This is a genomic window from Saccharibacillus sp. CPCC 101409, from assembly GCF_030518235.1.
Lineage (GTDB): Bacteria > Bacillota > Bacilli > Paenibacillales > Paenibacillaceae > Saccharibacillus.
Genome location: NZ_JAULSA010000003.1, coordinates 36,286 through 60,189 on the forward strand (window position 1 = coordinate 36,286; position 23,904 = coordinate 60,189).

Genomic DNA, 23,904 nt, shown 5'->3' on the forward strand with positions numbered 1-23,904 from the left:
GGCTATTTTTTGAAGGATACCTCAATTGTACGATTTTATTTTTGTCAGTATGCGGTAATTTTAAGGTGCATATCGCAGAAAAATTCCTGTGGACGTGAAGAGGGGGAAATATGAGTAATATCGCAGCCATACAAGATCAGTTTAAGGCGCCTTTTTACTTAGTCTGGGAAATTACGCTTCTATGTAACGCGAATTGTGTGCATTGTTATTCGGGAGCGGGTCGGCGGCATCCCAACGAGCTGAATACAGCCGAGGCTCTTTTGGTAGTCGACCAATTAGCCGAAGCGGGGGTTCTTCTTCTCGGACTCTCCGGAGGAGAAGCGTTATTGCGTCCAGACTGGATGGATATAGCTTCCCGCGCTACGTCCAAAGGGATGATGGTATCGATCGGCACCAACGGCGCCATAATCGATGACGAGATGTGTAATCGGATTATCCAGTCCGGAGTGTCCGGGGTTTGCGTAAGCATTGACGGAGCAACAGCTGAAGTGCATGAGCAGGTACGCGGAGTCAAAGGACTCTTCGACAAAGCTGTAAAGGCTATCCAAATATTAGTGAAACACGGGATTAATGTGACCGTAGGGTACACGCCGACCCGGATCAATTTTAGAGATGGACGAAAAGTTGTAGAGCTGGCAGCCAGACTCGGCGCGAATGGAGTGAACTTATCGGAGTTCATTCCTACGGGAAGAGGAGAACGCATCTTGGCGCTTACGCCGAATGAACTCCGCGATGTGATTGCGGAATGGATCTCTATGCAGCAAGAATATGCCGGAATACTGAAAATCTATTGGCATGATTGTCGTGTCGCGTTAATGCTTCCTCCGGAGCAGGCCTCCCAATATATAGGATGCGGTGCAGGCTATGTTACAGCTCGCATTACGGTGAGTGGCGACGTTACTCCATGTGTGACTTTGCCGTTGATCGCGGGAAATTTGCGTGAACAGAGCTTCCAGGAAATTTGGAGTCACTCGCCGGTTCTGAAGAACATTCGAGACCGAACGACCCGAAACGAAGGGAATTGTGGCACATGCGAGCACAAATTTATATGCGGAGGCTGCCGTTCTGCGGCGTTAGCCTATCATAACGATGCTTCAATGGGCGATCCTTATTGTTGGATAGTTCCTGAATTCGTTCAAGTTTAGGAAAAGAGGGATAGGATGCAAACTATAAATGCGGATACGATGCTGATGCTTTCGTCAACTCTTGCAACGCGCAAGGAAGAGAACTGCAAATATGTAGTGTATAACCCTGGAACGGACGAACTCCATGTGCTGTCTCGCTTAGCTTATATATTATTGAAGTTGTGCGAGAAGCCGGCTCGGGTTACCGAGATTACTGAACTTGTCGAAGAAGCGATTCCGTCCTTGCATTGCGATCAAGGACATATGGAAGTTATGAAATTACTTCAAAAGCTGCTGAAGCGCGGGCTGCTCCAAACGTCTTAACCATTCCGGAAAGGGGGTGAACAAATGGACGTAACCAAAGAAATGTTGTGGGATATCGCGCGAGATAATATGAAAGAAATGGAAGACGCCGATTTACTGGCAGCCATTCAAGAATTGGATGTCGTAGATTTAGGGGAATTGTCTGTAATCGCCTGGAGAGTCATATAGCAAAAAAGGAGCCTCGGGCGCTGCCGGAGGTTCTTTTTACAAGGGGGAGCAGATGGATCGAAGTGGAATAATCTCTCGCAGATTAAGTAGCGGATTGGAAATTGTTTATCTTCCCTTACCTGGCTTAAGCACGGTATCTATCGGATTACTTGCAGGTGCAGGTACGAGAGTCGAAGAGGATGATGAAATAGGCAGTTCACGAATTCTTGAGCATTGGATATGGCAAAGGGAACCAAAACAAAAAGACGATCGAAAAATTTTGGCCGATTTTGGCGCAAACTTGAAAACAGCTTCTAACATCGAGTGGACACGTCATTGGACGACAGTGCTTTGCAATCAGTTTGAATCGGTCTTCGAACTTTTTGTGCAAGATATTTTGAAGTTTGATTGCTGTTTCGAGACCTTTTCGGCCAGCAAGGATTACATAACGTCGCTTTCGAATAAACGTCAGAGAGAACCGAATACGTATATTATGGATGCGTTGCGCGAGAAAATGGCTGGAGGACAAAAAATCGGGCGATCAGCCGCAGGTTCGGCCGAGGATATGATAAAGCTGAATTTGCCCAAGGTAAAAACCGCTTACGAACGTTTATATGTGCCGAGTAATTGCGTGGTCGCCGTAGTCGGAGGCATTTCGGCAAAAAGATTGGACAAATTGCTAGACAAGCTTAATCAAATCGGTACGGCGCAAGGTTCAAGAAAAGTTCCCGCAGAAGAATTTTCTGTTTGGCGATCGGGCGTGTACGCTATCGAACAAGAAGGAAAGTTGGTTCATTTGGCAGCCGGGGTACCCTGCGCATCGTGTGCGCATCACGATTTCTTTGCATCTGCCGTATTGTCACAAGCGATGGGCGGAGGGGACGGTTCAAAGCTTTTTGATCGAATTCGACAAAAGAAAGGAGCGGCGTATCAGGTACGAAGCAGCTTGATGTCGTTTAGAGATACGGGCCTTTTAACCTTTTATCTGGCGACGGAAGCTGACTTCGTACCCTGGGCTACATGCGTGATTATTGATGAAATTGAGAAAATAAAAAAAGAAGGGCTTCCCGAAGAAAAAGTCAAAATCGCCAAAAATCAGCTTTTGAAACATATGGTTCTCAGATCGGAAAGCACTGCTTCCAGAATGAATACCTTATTGACCGCTTTATGGTATCCGGGCTATCCCGGAACGTTAGCGGCTATGAAAGAAGCGATAGGCAGAGTGACTTCGGAAGATATTCAATCCACTTTGCAAAATATCGTTCCCGCTACGGAAATGGGGATCGTGACCTTAGGACCTTTCCCACCTCGACGTTGGCATTGAATCATTAGGAGGACATTATGACTTATACGCAATGGAAATCTCCAAGCGGTATGCATGTAATGATGGAAGATATGCCTTCAATGGTGAGCGCGACGGCGAGTTTTTTCGTGCTGGGCGGAGCGAGATCGGAATCGGACAAACAGATAGGGATCGCGCATGCCCTGGAACATTTGCTGTTTCGAGGATCGCTACATTATCCGGATGGAGCTATGGGTTCCGCGTTCGCTCAAACGACAGGCCATATCAATGCTTTTACTACGTGGGAATATACATGTTTTTATAGCCGCTCGATTCCGGAAGAATTACCGTCTATGTTTTCTGTGTTAATCGATATGCTTCGTTACCCTTTATTGCGAACAAAAGATTTTAACCTTGAGCAAGCGATTATTCGCCGAGAGTTATCCAGACAGTCGGAAGAAGCGCGCAGCAGACTTACTCACAGACTTCATCAACACGTATATCCAGGACGACTCGGAAAACTATTAATAGGCAGCGATGAGGAAATTTCAAAAATGAACATTGCGGGTCTTGAGGATTTTCATAAACTAAATTATATTCCCTCTAATATTTTATTGGTTATTTCCGGTAATATCAAAAGCAGCAAGACCATAGATTCTTGCCTACAAATGATACGAAGTTGGGAAAATACCAGACTTCCGATCGAGATCGAGCCGCCTTTGACCGTAAAACCGCAGTTAATAGATCTGGCACAAGCACAAACGGAGCCGAGTTATGCCGTGTGGGCTTGGAATCTTTCTCCGCTTGAAGACAAACATCACTACGCGGTTCATTTGTTATGTACTTTGTTGGGCGACGATAACTATATCGGTTCAAGATTCTATAACGAAATAGTCGTGTCCGGATTGGCACAACAAATTACCTGCGTGTATTCTGTGTTCGGTGGAAAAGGGTTGTTCAAAATATATGGCTTGGCCAAAAAAGACCAATTGAATGCCGTACGTGAAAAGATCCTAAACGAAATGCGGCAGATAGCAGCCGGAAATATTACATGGCGTGAATACAATCGTGCAAAGCAAAAAGTAAAAACACAAATGGCTCTAGATGCTTCATCTTCCCACAGTCGCGCAGTCTCGATTGCTCAGGCTTGGATGCGACATCGGCGTATGGTTACTCTGGACGAATTGCTATCCTTTATCGATCAAATTACTCTTGGCGATCTTCGAGACGTAGCGGCACGGCAATTTGATCATCAAGAGTATTTCGAAATACGTGAATGACAAATCAAAAGGAGTGGGCTGCAAATGTTGGAGGAGTGGTTTCGCTATCCCATACATATGGTTTGGTCGGTGACTAATTTATGTAATGCGCATTGTGTGCATTGCTCGTCAAGTTCAGGCACTTGTTTGCCAGGAGAACTGAGTGAGGAGCGTGCTTTGAAATTGGTTGACGAGTTGGCGGATATGGGGTGTATAGACCTGGCTTTATCCGGCGGCGAGCCTTTGCTTCGATCGGATATCAGATCCATTATTGAACGTGCTGCCTATCATGGTATGCAGGTGGGCCTTGGAACCAACGGCTGGTGGTTGGATTTCGAAAAAGCGAAGAAATTAAAAAAATTCGGGCTTCAACGCATTCAAATCAGCCTTGACGGAATAGGACGTACGCATGATGAAGTAAGAGGGTTGAAAGGTCTTTTCAACCGTGTGGAACGTGCCATTGACGCTTCTTTGGAAGCCGGGCTGCAGACTCATCTTTGTTTTACCCCTCATAAACAAAATGTTCACCATACTGAGCAAGTTATTGAATTTGCTTTAGCGAAAGGCGTGCATCTGTTCAACCTGTCCCAGTTTGTACCTGTAGGCCGAGGAAGTCAGAGTATGGACTTGCTTCCCGAACAATGGAAGTCTTTGGCGATATTATGGGTGAATAAAAGGGAACAACTTAAAGGTCTTATGAAATTCAGCAGCCATTTGGCCCAAATGGCATTGGTAGATCCTTCATTAGCTTGCCAGGAAGGCTTTAAAGGATGTCAGGCCGGCATGGCTCAGGGGTATATTTCCGCGGACGGTTGGGTCACTCCTTGCGTCATGCTTCCGGTACGTTTAGGCAACGTTAAAGAACAAGCTTTGCGAGAAATATGGGATAGCTCTTTGGTCATCCAGCAATTGCGCGACAGAAGCAACTTGGGCGGGAATTGCGGTCAATGCGGAATTCGTGAAAAATGCGGAGGCTGTCGAGGCGTCGCTTACGGATTGTACCATGATTATTTAGCCGAAGATTCGCACTGCTGGTTGCATGCGGATTAAAGCATTTATAATGAATTACATTTTGTTCGAAAAAGGAGAATATCAGAATGAACTATGTGACCAGGGACGAAGATATTCGTTATGTTATTTTGCTCAGCCATGCCACAAACGAAAAAATGAGTCTTGAACTTATTCGCGCCCATGTAAATCATCTGCGGAGCCTTGATCAGGAAGGGAAATTGGTATTATGCGGGCCGTTTACGGATTATGCCGGCGGTATGGTGATCATCCGTGCTTCATCTAAAGAAGAAGCCGTACAAATCGCGGAGCGCGATCCTTATGTCCTTTCAGGCAAAGAGAATTATGAACTGCGTACTTGGGAATTGTCGCTTGAAAGTAATGGGCATATGGGCATTATCGAGTAGATGGGAGAAAGGGTGATTCTTTCATGCGAACAGCTTTTTCTGATTTCAGACGACAAGACCCTATAGTATGGATTCGAGTAATTGGAACCGGGTTGTGCGCGTTAACGACGTTTATGATTCGGCCCTTCCTTGTTTTTTATATTTCGGATAAACTCGGCGGAACTGTGATGATGCCGTTGCTGGTTGTCGGCCTTCAGCCTTTGGCAGGAATCGTACTTAGTTTCTGGGGCGGGGGGCTGGCGGACCGTTACGGACGGAAGCCGGTCATGCTTATATCGTTAACCATTCAGGCGATATCCATGCTTGGCTTTATATTTGCCGACACCTTGTGGATGTTGATTCTGATTTCTATTCTTGGAGGCATGGGAATGCCGATGTTTCTGCCAGCAGCCAATGCTCAAATTTCCGATATCGTTCCCGAAGAAAAAAGAGCGGGAGCTTTTGCACTGATCCACGGCGCGGTCAATGTCGGCGGTGCACTGGGACCATTGCTGGGTTTAGGCATATATCTGTTGAATCAGAATGTGGTTTTTGTCATTTGTTCAGCATCTTTTTTGCTTTTTGCGTTGCTGATTGGATGGAGAGTTCCGGAAACACGCCCGCAAAACCTTTTACAATCCGATAAGTCCTCGGTTCATTCGATTCGGCTTCCGTATGCGAAACATAAATTGCTGTATCGTCTAACTTTATTCGCGTTGCCTATAGGCTTATTGTATTCACAAGTAGAAACTACACTTCCTTTACATTTAAAAACAAACTTCGCTAATGCCTCTTCCGTTTTCGCCGGACTTATGACGATTAACTCTGTTGTGGTTATTTTATTGATGCTTTGGCTTCCAAAGAAGACCGGGAATAAATCATCTCATTCTATGATTTTGATCAGTTGTTTGCTTTTCGCTGCTGTAAGTTTAGGTTACGGATGGGCGTCCTCTTTTCTCGTATTGGTTGCTATAGAATTGATCTTTACCGTAGGCGAGATTATAGGCATCATTCATCTGCAAAAATATGTGTCCATTATTTCGCCCGAAGGAACGAGAGGGAGATACAACTCGGTATTCGGCTTATATATGCAAATACCAAGAATAATAGGTCCGATCTTTTTCGGACTCATATTCGAGTATTTCGGAGGTCGTGTGATGTTCTCTGTTATTTCCGTTCTATTGATAATCTGCGGATTCACCATTTATCATCTTATTCATAACGCACAACATCAAGAAATAAATCCCATGCAAAAAGTGCCCCGAACCGATAAAGCTGTATGAGAGAGGGGGAAAGACCATGCAAATTTGTTCATTGAATATCGGGAAAATCGAATGTTTTGAATATGAAGGGAAACAGGTTTTATCCGCGATCACGAAAAAGTCGACAAAAAAACAAGTGTTTTTATCCGCTCTTGGTTTTCAAGGCGACGAACAAGCCAATAAGATTAGACACGGTGGATCGGATAAAGCCGTTTGTGCATATCCAGTTGAATATTATCGGGATTGGGAACGGGAATTGGAACGGGAACTTCCTTTCGGCTCATTCGGAGAAAACCTTACGGTACAAGGAATGAGAGAGTCTGAAGTGCATGTTGGCGATATTTTCGATTGGGGCGATACGAAGCTTGAGGTGACTCAACCGCGCCCCCCTTGTCATAAGCTGGCCAAAAAATTCAATTATCCGCGGCTCCCGGTTCTTTTTCAAGAACTGGGACGAACGGGGTTTTTAATGCGTGTTCTTCAGGAAGGGTGGGTAAGTATCGAAAGTCCCGTTGTTCGTTCTTATGCTCACCCTGCCGCAATTTCTATTGAAGCAATTAATGAAGCTCTTTATACGGATATTCCAAACAAAGAATTGCTGATGAACATTTTGAAGTTGGAAGCCTTATCTCCGAGTGTCGTAACGACTTTTAAATTGAGATTAGCAGGACATCGCGACGATTCGTCAAATAGACTTCATGGTATGTAAGTCGAGCTGAAAAAAGATTTTTTAATTTAGGCCTTGTACGCAAACTTAGCGACGTACATCTTTAGCTACCTTTTCGTCCTCCTCTATGTCATATTTCCTTAACGGGAACGAAAATTCAGCTAAATCTACGTTCTTCGGAGTTTTCGTACACGCCCTCACAAAATTTAAGTGCAATAGGCAGAATTTTTTTAAATAAATCTCAAAAAGATGGAGTAGATAAATATCTCTAATAAGCAAAGGAGCAACCCCCATGAAAACCCACAACTACTACGACACGTTTATCGCAGTTGCCGAGGACTGTCCCGCAGCCCAAGCCGAAGTCCCCAAAGCCAAAGGCGCATCCAAAAGCATAGCCGTCCTCCAGTACGAGATGATCGCCGATCACCCGTACCGGTATACGCAGGAAGATGTGCTGTTCGAGGTGCATGCGATTCGGAGCGAAATTGCCGAAGAGCAGAAAGGAGCGGCGCGGGAAGCTTTTTTCGCCAAAGGACAGCCCTGTCTGCGCACGTCCTCGCTGTGCAAGCGTTACGGCTGGGGCATTCATCACGACACCGACGGCAAGGTGGCTTTGTATGCGGTCGAATCGGAGGCTTATGCAGCGTTCAGCCGCGATAAAAAGTTAAAACAACTCAAAGCGATGCGCTCCAATCGGGCCTAGACTATTATGAGCAATCTATGGATTCGCCTTTCCTCTACAAATCATTTGTACTCCCTCCCAATCAGTGTTACTCTGAAACCCGGCAGCCTTAACTTCACTCACTGCCCTATACCCCACAATACCCGCCTTCACGGCGCTCAAGAAAGGTAACACCATGATCAAAGTAGACAATCTCTCTTTCTCTTTCCCGCAAAAAGAACTCTATACCGGCATTTCTTTCATCCTCGAAGAAGGTCAGCACTGCGCGTTCATCGGCACCAGCGGAAGCGGGAAAAGCACGCTGATCGAGATGCTGACGGACCCGGAAAAGTATTTGTTCGAAGGCAAGCTTGAGATCGACCCGGACTGCAAGATCGGATACGTCAGCCAGTTCTCGCAGGTGGACAAAGCGGCGGAAACGACTGTTTTTGAATATATCGCGGAAGACTTTATCAAGATCCAGGACGAAATCAACGAACTGTATGCCGAGATGGCGACCGCTTCGGATATGGATGTGCTGATGGACAAGGTTCAATCGGCGCTGGACGCACTCGATGCGATCGGCGGGGACGATTACGAAAGTATCATTCATAAGCAGCTCAATCTCGCCAACCTGATGAAGCTCAAAGACGTTAGCATATCCGCTTTGAGCGGCGGGGAGTTCAAGCTGATTCAAGTGATGAAAGAAATGCTCGGCAGCCCGGACCTGCTGATCATGGACGAGCCGGATGTGTTTTTGGATTTTGAAAATCTCAACGCGCTCAAGAAACTCATCAATTCCCACAAAGGCATGCTGCTGGTCGTCACGCACAACCGCTATCTGCTGAACCACTGCTTCAACAAGATCATCCACCTCGAAAACACGGAGATCCAGGAATTCGACGGGCGGTATATCGATTACAACTTCTCGCTGCTCCAGACCAAGATCGAGCTGCAGGAGATCGCGGTCGGCGAAGCGGAAGAAATCGAGCGCTACGATCACCTCATCGACAACCTGAGAGAGCTCGCAACGAACGTGGCGGATCCGTCCAAAGGCCGTGCGCTCAAAGCCCGGGTGAAGTTCCAGGAAAGACTGGAAGCCCGCCGGATCAAAGCGCCGTTTGTCGCGATCAAGCAGCCGAATATTCGTTTTGACATGGATCATGAAGCGGAAGACCGCATCGTGGTAAAAGTGGAGAACTACAGCGCCGCCTTCGACGAACTGCTTCTGCGCGATGTGAATTTCGAGCTCGGATCTACGGATAAAGTCGCGATCATCGGCCCGAACGGCACGGGGAAAACGACGTTGCTCCGCGATATTTTCAAAAACAACCGTGACTCTATCGCCATCAACGCGGATACGAAAGTGACTTATTTATCGCAGCTTCAAGGCGAAACGCTCACCGATTCCAATACGATCCTGAGCGAATTCATCGACGCCGGGTTCAACACGTACGATGAGATCCGGGCGCATCTGGCAAATTACGGCTTCGAAGGCGAGATCCTGGAGCAGAAGATCGGATCGTTATCCGGCGGCGAGAAAAATATGCTGCAGTTGGCCAAAGTCGCGGGCAGTCAGGCCGATCTGCTGCTTCTGGACGAACCGACCAGTCATTTGGACCTGTATACGCAGATCGCGCTGGAGAAAGCTATTCAAGACTACAAAGGCGCGATCCTCATGATTTCCCACGATTTCTATTCGGTGGTGAACGGTATGGATTACGTGCTAATCATCGACGACAAAACGATTCGAAAAATGAGCATGCGCAAATTCAGACAAATGATCTACGCCAGCCATTTCGATAAAGACTATCTGGAAAACGAACAGAAGAAAAAAGCCGTTGAAATGCAGATCGAACTGGCTTTGAAAAATACGGACTTTGAAACGGCAAAAGGTCTGGTCGACGAGCTGGAAGAGATCATCAAGCTGCTTTAGACGACAGGCGGACGATCGACGACAACAGCATGATAACGGCGGCAAAAGGCCAAACAAGATCAAAAAAGACACTGAGCATAAAACTCTCAGTGTCTTTTTCTTGTATGCTTATTGAATTCAGTATGGGCTGTTATAATTTATTAAGACAACAGCCCTTATATTATAGGGGACTTTTGTTTTATTCCATTACTAACCAAAAATTCGCTGATAGAGTAATAGGGTGTACTGTATTTAAATAAAGTCAACACGCTTAACTACGGAGGAATAGCTGATGGAGAATGATATTCATGCTTTGCTAGAAATCGGAGAAAACCAGGAGATTGAATTTAAGGGTGCGGGTGGTGGCCTTCCTAAAAATGTGTGGGATACCTATTCTTCTTTTGCAAATACGAACGGTGGCGTCATTATATTAGGAATTGAAGAAAAGGGAGATGCTTTAACGGTAGTAGAGATCGATGTAGATCAGCTTCTAAAAAATCTTTGGAGTACTCTGAATAATTCACAAAAGATCAGTCGGAATATTCTTACTGAAGACGATGTTCAGGTTTTGGAATATAGTCAAAAGAAGATTATAAAAATTTCAGTTCGTCGTGCTTATCGAGATGAAAAGCCTATTTATATTGGTTTTAGCCCGCTAACAGGCTCTTATAAGCGGAATTATGAAGGTGATTATAAATGTACGGAACGTGAAGTGCGGGCTATGCTTGCCGATCAGTCCGATGAAACTCAAGATCGCAAGATCCTTGAAGATTTTACAATCGAAGATCTTGATATTGAATCTGTAAATGGCTACCCTTCACGTTTAGCAGCTTTAAAACCTCATCATCCTTTTCTCGCTAAGAAAATTCCAAATTTTCTGATTGAGATTGGAGCATGGGGGAGAAATCGCCAGAGTAAAAAAGAGGGACTAACAGCAGCGGGGCTACTCATGTTTGGCAAAGAGCGGGCAATTACCGACGAATTTCCTCAATACTTTTTGGATTACCGAGAATATTCTAGAAATGAAGCCTCTAATCGATGGTCTCATCGAATTGTTTCTAATGACGGTACTTGGGCAGGGAATATTTATGAGTTCTTTTTCAAAGTGATTAATCGTCTAACCGAAGATTTGAATATTCCTTTCCGTACAGTTGATTTGCTGCGACAACAGGATACGAATGTACACATAGCTCTGCGTGAAGCATTGGCAAATACACTGCTGCATGCTGATTTCTATGGGGATAGAGGAATTGTAATTGAAAAATATCCGACAAGCTTTCAGTTTTCCAATCCAGGAAGCATGCGGGTTTCAGTTAGACAGGCTATGGAAGGTGGGGTAAGCGATCCGAGAAACGCCAGCTTATTTAAAATGTTTTCGTTAATCGGTTTAGGTGAACGTGCCGGTTCAGGAATACCTGCAATTGTCCAAGCGTGGAATGAACAGCATTGGCGAATTCCTGAGATCAAAGAAGAAGTTCAACCTGACAGAACAACTCTGATTTTGCTTAGCATGTCCTTATTGCCTGAAGAGAGTGTAAGCTTCTTAAAAAGCCGTTTAAAAGAACGCTATGAATCTCTGGAAAAGGAACATATATTGGCTCTAGTTACCGCTCATCAAGAAAAATCAGTCACGAATAAACGGCTTCAAGTTCTACTCGATCAAAACTCGCAAAAATTGAATAAACTCCTTTCTTTCTTGGTGGAACAAGGGCTGCTGCTGCCTCAAGGCAAAAGTAGATGGATGAGTTACGTATTATCTGATCTGTTTAAGGTGCAAATTCAACATAGTGAAGATATAGTCCAACATAACGACGAATTAATTCAACATAATGAGGATCTAACCCCACATAATAATGAACGAGTTCAACATAAGGAGGACTCAACCCAACATAACGGCGAATCAGTTCAACATACGGAAGAACCAACTCAACATTATGTATCGGAAGATTCAATGCTGCAATCTATCGCTATCAGAGTTAACACGAGAAAAAGAGTCACCGGTTCTGAAATGATGGGGGTCATTCTGGAATTATGTAAGGTCAGAGCTCTTGATATTCGGACAATTGCGACGCTCATTAATAGAGGGGAGGCTACAATATATAATCATTACCTGATGAAGCTTGTGCGAGAACAGAGATTGATTAGAATTTATGACAAAAAAAATAGTGCTTGGGTTTATGCTGTACCTGCAGAAGAAAGTTGATTCCGATAGCTTGCCTAACACGTAAAAGTAAGCTGTTTCGAGCATGGTAAATACTTTGTATTAAAAAAAGGAGGAACTTCGCCTGAAGTTCCTCCTTTGAATGGTTGTTCTGGTGTTAATTCCAGCCGCCTTCCCCCAAATTCAGCTTTTGCTCCCGACACTTTTCATTTCATGAATTTTTTCGAGCGCCCGAACCGCATTTTTCTTACCCCGGTCGTCCTCCGCCCGGAGATAGCTTCCCACAAGCCGATAACCGAATACCAGAAGAATCATCTCGTACACGCAGTGATCTTCGATATAAGGAATCTGTGCTTCTTCCGAAAAACCTTTGTGATACGCGGGAACGCATCTCCGGTAGTATTCGACCATATGCTCGGGGTCCGTCTCGTCCGCGATCAGGCTGGCGAGATCCTCGCCCGCGCGGCCCCATCCGGCCGTATCCCAGTCGATGAGCGCGATTGTGCCGCCCGCATGGATCAGGTTGGCCGACCAGAAGTCGCGATGGCACAGCACGAGCGGCAGGCTTTCGATCCGGGCAAAGATCTCGTCCGAACGTTCGTCGATTTCGATCAGCATGTCTTTCAGGCGCTGCGGAAATTCGCACGCGTCCGAGCGGATATAATCGCGGCCGGCCGGCCAGGAGCGATAATGCGCATCGTTTTTTTTCATAAAATCCGTCGAACTCAGGTTGGTCAGGCTTCGCAAAACGTCGGGCCGCTCCGCAATACAGCCTGCCCTGATAACGTCCCCACGCCAACGCGGCATGCTCGTACATGGATACCGTCAGCTCCGCACCGGCTGCGCCGTCGATGTATTCCAGCCACAGGTGAAATTCGTTTTCTTCGGCGTTCATCTCGGCACGATAGCAGATCGGCCAGCGTAAATCGTCCCCAAACGTTTCTTCCAGGCCGGACGCATACAGGTCGTATTCGCGCCGCCAAGACTCCGGATCGCCATAGCGTTCCCATTTCTTTTGCGTTTTCAGTACCAGCCGATAAAGCAATCTTTCGCTATCCGCCGTTTCGGCCGTGCCGGTTAACAGGTGCACGCTCGCTACGGTTCCGCCCTGCAAAGGTACGGTCTGGCAGTCGGCGGCGATCACGTCTTTCTTAAACTGCCGGCTCAAGACGTCGCGCAGCGTTTCGGGATTCGTGTTCATTTTCGTTTTCCTCCGTTTTTCTTCGCTTGTTTGTTCGGGCCGGCCGCCGTTTTGTTCCGGACGTATTCGCTCTCCTGCCGCTGGGCCAGATAACGCTCCCACCGTTCATTCGGCAGCGAACCGTCGGCAAGCGCGGCGCGAACGGCGCAGCCCGGTTCGGTCCGGTGTCGGCAGTCCGCGAAGCGGCACCGGGCAAACAGAGCTTCCACATCGGCAAAGCTTGCGCTTATGCTGTCTTCGGCGTCGAAAAGCCCGAGTTCGCGCATACCCGGCGTATCGATGACCATCGCGCCGGAAGGAAGCATGAACAGCTGGCGGTGCGTCGTCGTATGCCGGCCGCGGCTGTCGTTTTCCCGGATATCCTGCACTTTCATGACATCCTGGCGCATCAGGGCGTTGAGCAGGGACGATTTGCCGACGCCGGACATGCCGAGGAACACGACGGTTTTGCCGGGCGCCAGATAAGGAGAGAGTTCGCTCAGTCCCAGGCCCGAATGACTGGAGATGACATGGACCGGCACCCCGGGAATACTTTGCGTCACTTCCCCCAGCGGGAGACTGTAATCTTGCACCAGATCGGCTTTGGACAGAAGCACAACCGGACGGCCGCCGCTCCGCTCGGCCTGCGTTACATACCGCAGGATGCGGGCCGCGCTGAGATCCCGGTTCAGGGAAGACAGAATGAACACGTAATCGAAGTTGGTCGCGACCACCTGTTCCAGCAGCGTTTTGGCGTAGCCCACGGCATGCCCGGAGTAATCGGCGCGCGAGAATTTGGACCGCCGGGGCAGGACCTCGACGATCCGGGAAGATCCGTGTTCGTTATAACGAAGATGCACGAAATCGCCGACGCACGGAAAGTCCGCGCGCGTTTCCGCACGGTGATAGAACGTGCCTTTGAGCGCCGCCGTAACTTCGCCGCGCTCGGTCGCGATGGTGAAAATTTCCCGTCGAAGCTCGGTCACCCTGCCGGGAAGCAGTCCTTCAGGTACGGCTTTTGTTTCGATGTATCCGTATGTTTTTAAATCCGTCATGGTTGTGTGGTTAGCTCCTTTAATGTTGTTTTTGGACGCAAAAATGCCGCGGGCAAGCAGCCTCTGAAGAAGCTGCTGCCGCGCGGCATAAAAACGCCAAAAAGATACGACCTTGTATCGTATCCCGCAAACAGCAATATTCACGAAAGGGTACTGGAGAGGGCACAGCAAATAAAACGGACGCGGTCCGTGCTTTTTCGCTTATGCCGGCTATGCGGTTTTAAGAAGAAACCACCTGATAAGTAGCTGCCATTATAATCCTCTCCTTTCGCGTTACAGGAACTCGCCTGGCTCCGACTTGGACCCAAGCTGTTTATAACGTACTCTTTTCCCCGGAAAAGAGCAATGCCTGTTCGTCTCAAAACCGTTCTGGTGACGGGCGTGCCCGGGACTTTGGGCGACCGGATCGCGGCCGGATTCCCGGCTATCACTCAACCATATGACTAGACATGCTTTTTTCGTATGACCGGAATCCTGCTCGGTTGTGGTATACTCATTAGAACCAAAATCCAGAAGGAGCAACCGATATGATCCCTTTCAGACACGACCATGTAGGCAGTTTTTTACGCCCTGCGAACTTGACTCAGGCGCGCGAACAGTATAAATCGGGCAGTATCACGCATGAAGAATTGAGAGCGGTGGAAGATCAGGAGATCATCCGCATCATCGAAAAGCAGAAAGAAAACGGCGTGCTCGGGGTGACGGACGGCGAACTGCGCAGAAGCTGGTGGCATTTTGACTTCCTGGGCGGTCTGGACGGCGTCGAGTTGTTGCAGCAGATCGACGGTCCGCAGTTCCACAATATGCAGACGCGCAAAGGCGGAATCCGCGTGGTCGGCAAAGTCGATTTCTCGACGCATCCTTTCGTGGAAGACTTCAAATTCGTGCAGCAGCATGCGGGCGATACGGTAGCGAAACAGACCATTCCGAGTCCGAATATGCTGTTGTATCGCTTGGAAAACGGCGCTAACGTCTACACGGATCGCGAGCAGTTCCTTCAGGACACGATCGCGGCGTATCAAAAAGCGATCCAAGCTTTCTACGACGCGGGCTGCCGCTACCTGCAATTGGACGATACCGCCTGGGCGGATCTGTTCTCGGACGCCGGTCACGACAAGCTGCGCGCCAAAGGTCTGGAACCGGCGGAAGAGCTGCAAACGATGCAGCGCATGATTAACGAATCGTTGGCGCACAAACCGGCCGATCTGGTCGTCACGATGCATATTTGCCGCGGTAACTATAAATCGAACTATTTTTCCACGGGCGGTTACGATTACGCTTCCGAGGTGATCTTCGGCGGCTTGGACGTGGACGGACTGTTCCTGGAATTCGACGACGAGCGTTCGGGCAGTTTCGAATCGTTGAAGCACGTTAATCGCAAAGATTTGAAGATCGTGCTCGGTCTGCTGACATCCAAAACAGGCGAGCTGGAGGATAAAGAGCAAATCAAAGCCCGGATCGCCGAAGCGGCGACATATGTCCCTCTCGAACAGCTTTGCCTCAGCCCGCAGTGCGGATTTTCGTCCACGGAAGAAGGCAATATTTTGACGGAAGAGCAACAATGGCGCAAGCTTCGCTATGTCAAAGAAATTGCAGACGAAGTGTGGGTTTAAGAGAGGGGATATCTTATGACTATTCAAGCCAACCAAGAAGCCGTGACCGTCGAAGCGTTGATTAACGGCCGGAACGTGAAGTCCCTTTCCCAGTCGTCCAAAGAAAACCCGGCCAACCCTACGGAGATCGTCGGCTATTTCCCGGTCACGACCAAAGAACAAGCCGTCGAAGCGATCGAAGCGGCGGCGGAAGCTTTTAAAACGTGGAAAAAAACCGATATCGAAGAACGCGTGACGAGAATGCGCAAAGCGATCGAGAAGATCCGGGCGGCGGAAAACGAGATCGTGCATTTGCTGTCCCGAGAACACGGCAAGCCTTTATATGATGCGCACGGGGAGATTTACGTCTCGTTGATGTGGATGGAGTTTGCTTGCAACGAAGCGGCAGCGGCTCTTGAGGAGCAGGTTACCGAGCATGATCATGGAAAAACGATTCTGTCTTACGATCCGATCGGCGTGGTGGCGGCAATCAGCCCGTGGAACTATCCGATTGCGCTGTCGACGATCAAGATCGCTCCTGCCCTGCTTGCGGGGAATACGATCGTGCTGAAACCGAGTCCGTACGCGCCGCTGGCGGCGGCAAAGGTGGCGGAGATCATCGCGAGCGAGTTCCCGGCCGGCGTCATCAACGTGGTGCACGGCGATGCGGACGTGGGCGTTGAGCTGACGACGAATCCTCATGTGACGAAGATTGCTTTTACGGGCGGAACGGCAACGGCCAAGCATATTATCCGGGCGGCTTCGGACACCATCAAAGACATGACGCTGGAACTTGGCGGCAATGACGCGGCGATTTTCCTGGAGAGCTTTGACGTGAATGATGAACGCGCGATGCGCCGGATTGTCGTGTCCAACTTCTTGACGACGGGCCAGATCTGCATGATCGCCAAACGCGTGTATGTCCACCGTTCGATCTATGACGCGTTTGTGGAAAAATATATCGAGGCGGCCAACCGTTGGATACGGATCGGCGATCCTTTCGATGCCGATACGACGGTAGGTCCGGTGAATAACCTGAAGCAAAAAGAGTACGTGCTGGGCTTGGTCGAAGACGCGAAGCAACGCGGAGCCAAAGTCATTTCGCTCGGCCGAATTCTGGATCAGAAAAGGTTCGACGAAGGCTATTACCTGCAGCCGACCCTGGTATTGGGCTGCGATGCGCATGACCGTATCGTCGTGGAAGAACAGTTCGGCCCTACGGTTCCGATTCTGCCTTTTGACGACGAAGATCAGGTCATCACGCTTCACAATGAAAGTATCTACGGATTGACGAGTTCGGTATGGGGAGCGGAAAAAGAAGCGATTGCCGTAGCGCGTCAACTCGAAGCCGGAACGACCATGATCAATACGGCTGCGGTGCAAGGACTGGACGTTCGTTTCCCGTTCGGCGGTTTCAAACAATCCGGTATCGGCCGCGAATACGGCACAGAAGGCATCCGCACGTATACGGAGCAGCATGTGATTAATGTGCCGAAGATGCTGGATCTGCCTTATATCCCGGAGTAACTCGATACTTTTCATTCAAGATCCTTTTGGGATTGCGAAAAAATAGGCTAACGCTGCGCCTTGCCTGCTGATTCCCGAGAATCGGCGGACAAGGCGTTTTTTCACGGACTTACCGCCTTCGCGTTCGACCATTTTTTAGCCAACCATTTTTCGCTGACATATACATTGAAGAAATGAATGATCGGTCCCAGCCCGAACATGCACACCAGCGTCCCCAGCCCGATAATGCCGCCGAACAAAAAGCAGACCAGCGCGCAACAAGCGTCGGTAAACATGCGGTGCCAGAAGTAGCCGACTCGCGGAAAAGTATCCCTCATGAGCAGCGACAGACAGTCGTAAGGCGCGATGCCGACGTTGGAGGTCTGATACAGGGATACGCCGAAGCTGCATATGACGACGCCGATCGCGACCGTCACCACGCGCTGCCACAGAAGTTGAGGCTCGCCAAGCGCATCGATCCAGATATCGTAAAAGAAAGTCACGAAGTAACCGAGCAATACAGCGTTCACAATCGTTCCGGCTCCGATAAAGCGGCGTCCCCAGATCAGCTGCACGACGAACAAAAACAGGTTGAGCAGGATCAGAAACCGGGCATACGCGATCCCGCTCGTATCCGCGAGAGCCATCACCATGCCGCTGAACGGATCGTTGCCCAGGCCGGACAGTTTGAAAATGCTGATGCCCATGCCCAAAAAAATATTGCCGATCAGCATAAGGATCAAGCGTTTTGGATCGATTAGCGTACCGAAGAATCCCTTCATATCAACCGTCCTATGATCAGATTGCCAAACATGCAAGCGTAAACAACGCCGTCATTATAGCATAGTTTGTACAGCGGGACAGTGTCGTTTTTTCATGGGCCATTTTATCTTTCTAGTACCTTGTCAACTCTTAATCAGTGGTTTATGTTCGCCTGAAACGCACACGCTTTAGGTGCGATTCAGGGGAGCATAACCTTACCTTTAGCGTTGACAAGGTACTGGAACGTTACTGACATAATGCTGTCAGTAACGTTTTTTTATCATACGAATATCACGATCCAGCTTCCCATTCAGAAAGGATGATCTTTATGAATTTCGCTTCGATACGCATCATCACGAACGACGTAGATCGGCTTGTGCAGTTTTACGAGCAGGTCACCGGGGTTACAGCAGAGCGGCCCGCGCCTGTATTCGCCGAATTCGTTTTGCCGTCCTGCACGCTTGCGATCGCTCATGCCCAGACGGCGCGCTTGTTCGGATCCGATTCCGTAGAAGCGGCGAGCAACCGTACCGTCATCATCGAATTTTTTGTCGAAGACGTCGAGGCCGAATATGCGCGCTTGAAGCCGTTTGTCGAGAGCTGGGTACAAGAACCGACCACGATGCCGTGGGGCAACCGCTCCCTGCTGCTGCGCGATCCGGACGGCAATCTGGTGAATCTGTTTACGCCGGTAACGGAAGAAGCGATTCAGCGGTTCAGCCGCAGATCCCGATAACTCCTTCTATTGAGTAGGTAAGCGAGACAAGCGAGACAAGCGATAAGCTTTTCTCGCTTTTTTTGTTTTTCAAAAGTATCACTTTTTCGCTCAATTTCGTTCCCCGTAACTCATAAGCGGGACTCTCCCGGACGATAAAGTATGAAGAAAGCAATCCATACAACTATCGGCGAGAGGATAACCCCATGAGAACAAAGAAACATTACACCAGCCTGTTGTTAATGGTCGTTTTGCTATTTTCGCTCCCGCAGTATGCTTTTGCCATGCAAATCTCCGTTGAAATATCCATAAATGAAACGATTACTCTAGACGTAGAAGCAAGCGATTCGATCGAAAATGTAAAAGCAAAAATACAGGATAAAAAAGGAATAGCCCCGGAAGACATGCAGTTGGTATTTGAAGGTAAAGAGTTGGAGAATGAGCGCACTCTGTCCGATTATAATATTCAAAAAGAATCGACGTTGCAGCTGATTGTGAAAAATGGGCCGGAACCTATGTATACGGCGAGTGCCGTGGCCGCCTCATTGATCGTGGGAGTCGGAGCGGATAATGAGATCACGCTGACGGTGAAGGATTCGACGGACATCGCGGATACAACGTTCAACGGGGCGCGCCACGTGACGATCTCCGGTTATGCCGCCGCACCGGACGGATCGTACGGCAGCTTGGGCGGAATCGATTTGACCGAAGGTCCGAATACGGTCAGTGCGATGTTTGTAAACGGTGTGGCCGAAGTGAACCTGACACTGAACAAAGCGGCGGAGCAAACCCTTGCGCTGAGCGTGGAAAGCGTAGCGACGCCGGCAACAAACGCGCTCAAGATCACGTCTACCGCGGGAAAAGCGGCTTCTATGGAACTGAAGACCGATCTTGCGGCTCCCACCGTCAACGGGAGTGCGTTCGCACGGCAGCCTGTGATTACGCTGCGCGACGCTTACGGGAATACAAGCACGGGCGATAACAGCACCGTAGTAACGGCATCGAAAAAAGATGCCGGCGCCTGGACGCTGACCGGAACCACATCGGTAACAGCGAACGCAGGCGTCGTAACCTTTGCCGATCTTGGAGCAAAAAATGCGGCGGGGCTGACGGGCGTGCAGCTGTCGTTCGATGCTGCGGGGTTGACGCCGGCGACGAGTCGGACGGTCCCGCCGCTGACGCTTCCCCGGCCCGAATTTGGAGCGCCGGCTCCGGTGCGGCCGGCGCCTTCTGTGCCCGTAGAGACACCGGTTATAACAAACCCGGCACCATCGGCAGTAGCGCCGCCGGCAGTAACGCCACCGGCAGTAACGCCGGCAGCGCCGGCACTGCCGGAACCAGCAGCCGATCTATTCAAGACAGGTATTGTGAATACAGACGATTTGGTCAAGAAAATCGTATCTCTTGTGGCGGCGGCGAAGGAAACCGACGCTGCAATCGATTTCGCGGACACGCAGGGACACTGGGCCGAACAGCCGATCCGTACGTTTATCCAATTGCAGCTGGTTAACGGCTACAAAGACGGAACGTTCAGGCCGAACCATTTTATCACTCGCGCCGAATTTGCGGCGATTCTGAATCGCACGTTCAATATCCAAGGCGGGAATACAAGTACGATGCCGAAAGATATCGAAGGCCACTGGGCGAAAGAAGATATCAAGAATCTTGTATCGACAGGAGTAATCAAGGGGTATACGGACGACCGTTTCAAGCCGAATCAAACGATTACACGTGAAGAAATGATGGTCATGTTGTCGCGCATTGTCAATCTGGATCACGCAGCGAAGGACGAAGAAAAAGGCCGTTTTAACGACCTGGATCGTGCTTATGCGGCAGCCGAGATCACAGCGGGAGCGCAGGCCGGGATCTTTAACGGGAACGGAACCGGGAACTTCTATCCGAAGAACGGCGCCACGCGCGCGGAAGCCGTGCAAATCATCTTGAATGTGCTGGAATTCAACCCGCAGTTAAAGACCGCATTGGACTCGCTGAACTGAGATAAGCTGCTCGTATTTGTAGAGGACTCCCGATCCGGGAGTCCTCTATTTGCCGTAGGATACGGATAGATTTTCATGGCAGCTTTCTTCCTTCGACGGATAAAGTCGCGATCATAGGCCCTAACGGGAAAGGGAAGACGACTTTGCTCCGCAATATCTTCCCAAATAACCGTGATTCCATCGCAATCAACGCGGATGTGAAAGTCACTTATTTATCGCAGCTTCAAGGCGAAACGCTCACCGATTCCAATACGATCCTGAACGAATTCATCGACGCCGGGTTCAAGACGTACGACGGGATCCGGGCCCATATGGCGAACTATAGCTTCGAAGGTGAAATCCTTGAGTAGAAAATCGGATCGTTATCCGGTCAAAGTAGAATAGTAGCTTAAGCAAAGGCAACGAAAAAGTATTTTCTTTTCATCGTATAAAAAGTATTATAATTATGTAATTAAACTTAATAGTATTTAGGGGTGAATTACATGGATTCGACATTTGAGTATTATTTAAGTGTTAACCGTAATTTCAATGAAATCATCAATAAAACTTCTGATTTTGATACGAAGTCCTTACAAGCTCATAGTCATGCATTTCTTGAAGATTTAGATAAGTGGATGAATCTACTTGAAACAAGGTCAGAAAATAAAATGTTTAAAGTGGCTTTTCTTGAATATCATCATGGTTTGATAGCAGTAGCTCAAGGACAATATAGACAAGCCTTCAACTCACTAAGATTTTTTTTAGAGCATTGTTTAGCAGGAGTATACTTTTCAGTAAATGAACTAAAACTAAAACTATGGATGATAGGAAAAGAAGATGTTTTTTGGAATAAAGTAATTGATAAGGAATCTGGGATATTCTCTAATGACTTTATTACCTGCTTTGGAGAAGGATTTTTAGAAGCTTCGGATGGTTATAGAATTTTAGCACAAGAAGTTTATAGAGAATGTTCTGAATTTACTCATGGTAATTATCGTACTCAAATCTATTTACCTAGTTCACTAGAATTTAATGAAGAATTATTCTTAGAATGGCATGATAAAGCTGAGTCTATAAGAGTTGTGATTACCTTTTGCTTATGTGCTAGATATTTAAATGAAGTTTCGTCAATAGGACTATATAAATTAGAGGCAATGATAAGTCAGTATTTAGGAAATTTAAAATATATTCAAAATTATTTCTTGTCAGATAGAGGAGAGGGTTAAATTGAGCGAGTTCTTTTATAGAACAGAAGAAATAAGATTAGAAGAAATAAGTGATTACTTCGTTGAAACGAAGCAAGATCGACAGATCATCAATCAGTTAAAAGCTGTGAATCCAATTGTATTAGTGGGAAGTAGAGGTATGGGAAAATCCTTTCTCTTCAGAATGGCTCAAAAAGAATTATTAGGCAACTTTGAGCAAGATAAGATACTGCCTGTTTATCTTACTTTCAGAAAAAGCTCATTAATACAAACTAGTAATCAAGCGCAATTTCATTTATGGATGATGGCTCGACTATGTAATGAAATACTTCGTGCTTTAAGGAATAATGGCGGAATTACATCAACTCCAGCAAGTTTAGCTATATTGGCGGGCGGTACACAGCCAAGTACCTTATCTTTAAAAACCAAAATCGAAGAAATCGCTGATTTATTTGAGTCTTCTTGGCAAGAACCGGGAGTAGAAGTAGATACAAGTGGCATACCTACGATAGATCATTTTTTAGATGCAATTGAAGATATTTGTCTAGCAACAAGTATAAGACGTTTAGTAATATTCATTGATGAAGCAGCCCATGTATTATGGCCTGAGCAACAAAGACAATTTTTCACTCTTTTTAGAGATTTAAGAAGCCCATATATTACTTGTAATGCTGCAGTTTATCCTGGTGTAACAGTTTATGGGGACACCTTCCAACCAATTCATGATGCAACTATTCTTTCACTTCATAGAGATGTGCAAGATAGTTCTTACGTTAGTGCTATGAGAGATATTGTTAGCAAACAAGCCACTGGTGATAGCACTCTTATAAGGAACATAATACAAAGAGGCCAAAATTTCTCTATTCTTGCCTATGCAGCTAGTGGGAATCCTCGACATCTTTTAAAAACTGTAATGCAAGCGCCTGGTTTGAGAGGAGACGAAGTTAACTCTGTTATTAGAGAATACTATCGAAATGATGTTTGGGCTGAACATTCAGGACTGGCTCTAAAATATACGGGACATCGTGAAATTATTGACTGGGGTAGGAAATTTGTTGAAATAGAAGTTTTACCTGAACTTAATAAGAAAAACTCTCAATATTTATCAGAAGACAAAAAAACAACGTGTTATTTTTGGATGCATAGAGATATCCCACAAGCTATAAAGGAAGCTTTAAGATTGTTAGAATATACAGGGATTGTATTTGAGCATGCTTCTGGTATTAGAGCGACTAGAGCTGAAATTGGAACAAGGTACTCTACTAACTTAGGATGCTTGATGGCATTAGAAGCAACACCCACATCCACAGGTTTTGAAATTGCAAAATCGATTACTCCTAAAAGAATGACCGAATACGGAATAAATTATCGATTTTACGAAACACTGTTGGAAGCAATGCCAACATTCACTGAACCAGATATGTCTACTATGCTTAAACAATTACTAAGTAAGGATATAGAAGTACTAGACCTAACTCCTTGGCAAAGAGAAAAGTTACAGTCTATAAATATTTATACCGTTGGTGAAATTTTAAAAGCTTCAGAGGGCAAGTTACAAGAAGCTCATTATATTGGTGAAAAGAAAGCAAGGCGTATCAGAAATGCAGCTGTAACCGCAGTTTACGAATACCTCTCTGGCTGATTTATTTTTGAGCGTTTGATATCTTATTTTAAGCACTATCACAGAATTGGGAACCCTTATTTTTCCAAAGTAGGG

The 23,904-nt window shown here is 47.3% G+C and carries 21 protein-coding genes and 1 pseudogene; 19 read left to right on the forward strand and 3 right to left on the reverse strand.

The features are described 5' to 3' along the window. The first annotated feature begins 110 nt into the window (after window positions 1–110). The 12 genes from QWJ34_RS08065 to QWJ34_RS08120 all read left to right on the forward strand — a co-directional run bounded on the left by QWJ34_RS08065 (window position 111) and on the right by QWJ34_RS08120 (window position 12,238). Window positions 111–1,145, forward strand: a complete 1,035-nt coding sequence (locus QWJ34_RS08065; RefSeq protein ID WP_302726792.1) for a radical SAM/SPASM domain-containing protein — start codon at window positions 111–113, stop codon at window positions 1,143–1,145. Between the two features lie 15 nt (window positions 1,146–1,160). Then, on the forward strand, window positions 1,161–1,448 hold the full coding sequence (locus tag QWJ34_RS08070) for a PqqD family protein (protein WP_302726793.1): 288 nt from the start codon (window positions 1,161–1,163) through the stop codon (window positions 1,446–1,448). Window positions 1,449–1,472: 24 nt separating this feature from the next. Then, window positions 1,473–1,616: a hypothetical protein gene (locus tag QWJ34_RS08075; protein ID WP_302726795.1), complete on the forward strand. Its 144-nt coding sequence runs from the start codon at window positions 1,473–1,475 to the stop codon at window positions 1,614–1,616. A gap of 52 nt (window positions 1,617–1,668) precedes the next feature. Next, entirely contained in the window at window positions 1,669–2,919 is a 1,251-nt protein-coding gene (locus QWJ34_RS08080; RefSeq protein ID WP_302726797.1) for a M16 family metallopeptidase, read from the forward strand. Between the two features lie 17 nt (window positions 2,920–2,936). Further along, the gene (locus QWJ34_RS08085) at window positions 2,937–4,157 is read left to right on the forward strand and encodes a M16 family metallopeptidase (RefSeq protein WP_302726798.1); all 1,221 of its coding nucleotides are present in this window, start codon (window positions 2,937–2,939) and stop codon (window positions 4,155–4,157) included. 24 nt (window positions 4,158–4,181) lie between these two features. Then, on the forward strand, window positions 4,182–5,186 hold the full coding sequence (locus QWJ34_RS08090) for a radical SAM/SPASM domain-containing protein (protein WP_302726799.1): 1,005 nt from the start codon (window positions 4,182–4,184) through the stop codon (window positions 5,184–5,186). Between the two features lie 47 nt (window positions 5,187–5,233). Beyond that, window positions 5,234–5,551, forward strand: a complete 318-nt coding sequence (locus tag QWJ34_RS08095; protein WP_302726801.1) for a YciI family protein — start codon at window positions 5,234–5,236, stop codon at window positions 5,549–5,551. Between the two features lie 23 nt (window positions 5,552–5,574). Beyond that, a complete protein-coding gene (locus tag QWJ34_RS08100) occupies window positions 5,575–6,813 on the forward strand; it encodes an MDR family MFS transporter (RefSeq protein ID WP_302726803.1) in 1,239 nt (412 codons plus the stop codon). Between the two features lie 16 nt (window positions 6,814–6,829). Then, window positions 6,830–7,501: an MOSC domain-containing protein gene (locus QWJ34_RS08105; protein WP_302726805.1), complete on the forward strand. Its 672-nt coding sequence runs from the start codon at window positions 6,830–6,832 to the stop codon at window positions 7,499–7,501. 250 nt (window positions 7,502–7,751) lie between these two features. Then, window positions 7,752–8,162, forward strand: coding sequence for a DUF6157 family protein (locus tag QWJ34_RS08110; protein WP_302726806.1), 411 nt, complete (start codon window positions 7,752–7,754; stop codon window positions 8,160–8,162). A gap of 154 nt (window positions 8,163–8,316) precedes the next feature. After that, window positions 8,317–10,056, forward strand: a complete 1,740-nt coding sequence (locus QWJ34_RS08115; protein ID WP_302726808.1) for an ABC-F family ATP-binding cassette domain-containing protein — start codon at window positions 8,317–8,319, stop codon at window positions 10,054–10,056. Between the two features lie 271 nt (window positions 10,057–10,327). After that, window positions 10,328–12,238 (forward strand): RNA-binding domain-containing protein, encoded by a 1,911-nt coding sequence (locus QWJ34_RS08120; RefSeq protein ID WP_302726809.1) that lies wholly within the window; start codon window positions 10,328–10,330, stop codon window positions 12,236–12,238. 141 nt (window positions 12,239–12,379) lie between these two features. Here QWJ34_RS08120 and QWJ34_RS27090 read toward each other — a convergent pair whose 3' ends face one another. Then, on the reverse strand, window positions 12,380–12,907 hold the full coding sequence (locus tag QWJ34_RS27090) for a phosphotransferase (protein ID WP_368046370.1): 528 nt from the start codon (window positions 12,905–12,907) through the stop codon (window positions 12,380–12,382). 486 nt (window positions 12,908–13,393) lie between these two features. After that, window positions 13,394–14,431 carry a ribosome small subunit-dependent GTPase A gene (gene rsgA / locus QWJ34_RS08130; RefSeq protein WP_302726811.1) on the reverse strand — a complete coding sequence of 346 codons (1,038 nt, stop codon included), beginning with the start codon at window positions 14,429–14,431 and terminating at the stop codon, window positions 13,394–13,396. A 527-nt stretch (window positions 14,432–14,958) separates the two neighbouring features. On the opposite strand from rsgA, the gene QWJ34_RS08135 reads away from it, so the two are divergent. Together QWJ34_RS08135 and QWJ34_RS08140 are read left to right on the forward strand one after the other, a co-directional pair. Continuing rightward, entirely contained in the window at window positions 14,959–16,044 is a 1,086-nt protein-coding gene (locus tag QWJ34_RS08135; protein ID WP_302726812.1) for a 5-methyltetrahydropteroyltriglutamate--homocysteine S-methyltransferase, read from the forward strand. A gap of 15 nt (window positions 16,045–16,059) precedes the next feature. Next, on the forward strand, window positions 16,060–17,550 hold the full coding sequence (locus tag QWJ34_RS08140) for an aldehyde dehydrogenase family protein (RefSeq protein ID WP_302726814.1): 1,491 nt from the start codon (window positions 16,060–16,062) through the stop codon (window positions 17,548–17,550). 101 nt (window positions 17,551–17,651) lie between these two features. Here QWJ34_RS08140 and QWJ34_RS08145 read toward each other — a convergent pair whose 3' ends face one another. Next, window positions 17,652–18,311, reverse strand: a complete 660-nt coding sequence (locus tag QWJ34_RS08145; protein WP_302726816.1) for a YczE/YyaS/YitT family protein — start codon at window positions 18,309–18,311, stop codon at window positions 17,652–17,654. Between the two features lie 308 nt (window positions 18,312–18,619). Here QWJ34_RS08145 and QWJ34_RS08150 point away from each other — a divergent pair, with 308 nt between their 5' ends. The 5 genes and pseudogenes from QWJ34_RS08150 (at window position 18,620) to QWJ34_RS08170 (ending at window position 23,829) form a co-directional block, all read left to right on the forward strand. Beyond that, window positions 18,620–19,027, forward strand: a complete 408-nt coding sequence (locus tag QWJ34_RS08150; protein WP_302726817.1) for a VOC family protein — start codon at window positions 18,620–18,622, stop codon at window positions 19,025–19,027. A 185-nt stretch (window positions 19,028–19,212) separates the two neighbouring features. Then, window positions 19,213–21,003 (forward strand): S-layer homology domain-containing protein, encoded by a 1,791-nt coding sequence (locus tag QWJ34_RS08155; RefSeq protein ID WP_302726819.1) that lies wholly within the window; start codon window positions 19,213–19,215, stop codon window positions 21,001–21,003. A gap of 86 nt (window positions 21,004–21,089) precedes the next feature. Beyond that, window positions 21,090–21,350 (forward strand): annotated as a pseudogene (locus tag QWJ34_RS08160) (ABC transporter ATP-binding protein); the annotation flags it as partial. Between the two features lie 135 nt (window positions 21,351–21,485). After that, the gene (locus tag QWJ34_RS08165; protein ID WP_302726820.1) at window positions 21,486–22,208 is read left to right on the forward strand and encodes a hypothetical protein; all 723 of its coding nucleotides are present in this window, start codon (window positions 21,486–21,488) and stop codon (window positions 22,206–22,208) included. A 1-nt stretch (window position 22,209) separates the two neighbouring features. Next, window positions 22,210–23,829 (forward strand): ORC-CDC6 family AAA ATPase, encoded by a 1,620-nt coding sequence (locus QWJ34_RS08170; RefSeq protein WP_302726821.1) that lies wholly within the window; start codon window positions 22,210–22,212, stop codon window positions 23,827–23,829. Window positions 23,830–23,904: the final 75 nt, after the last annotated feature.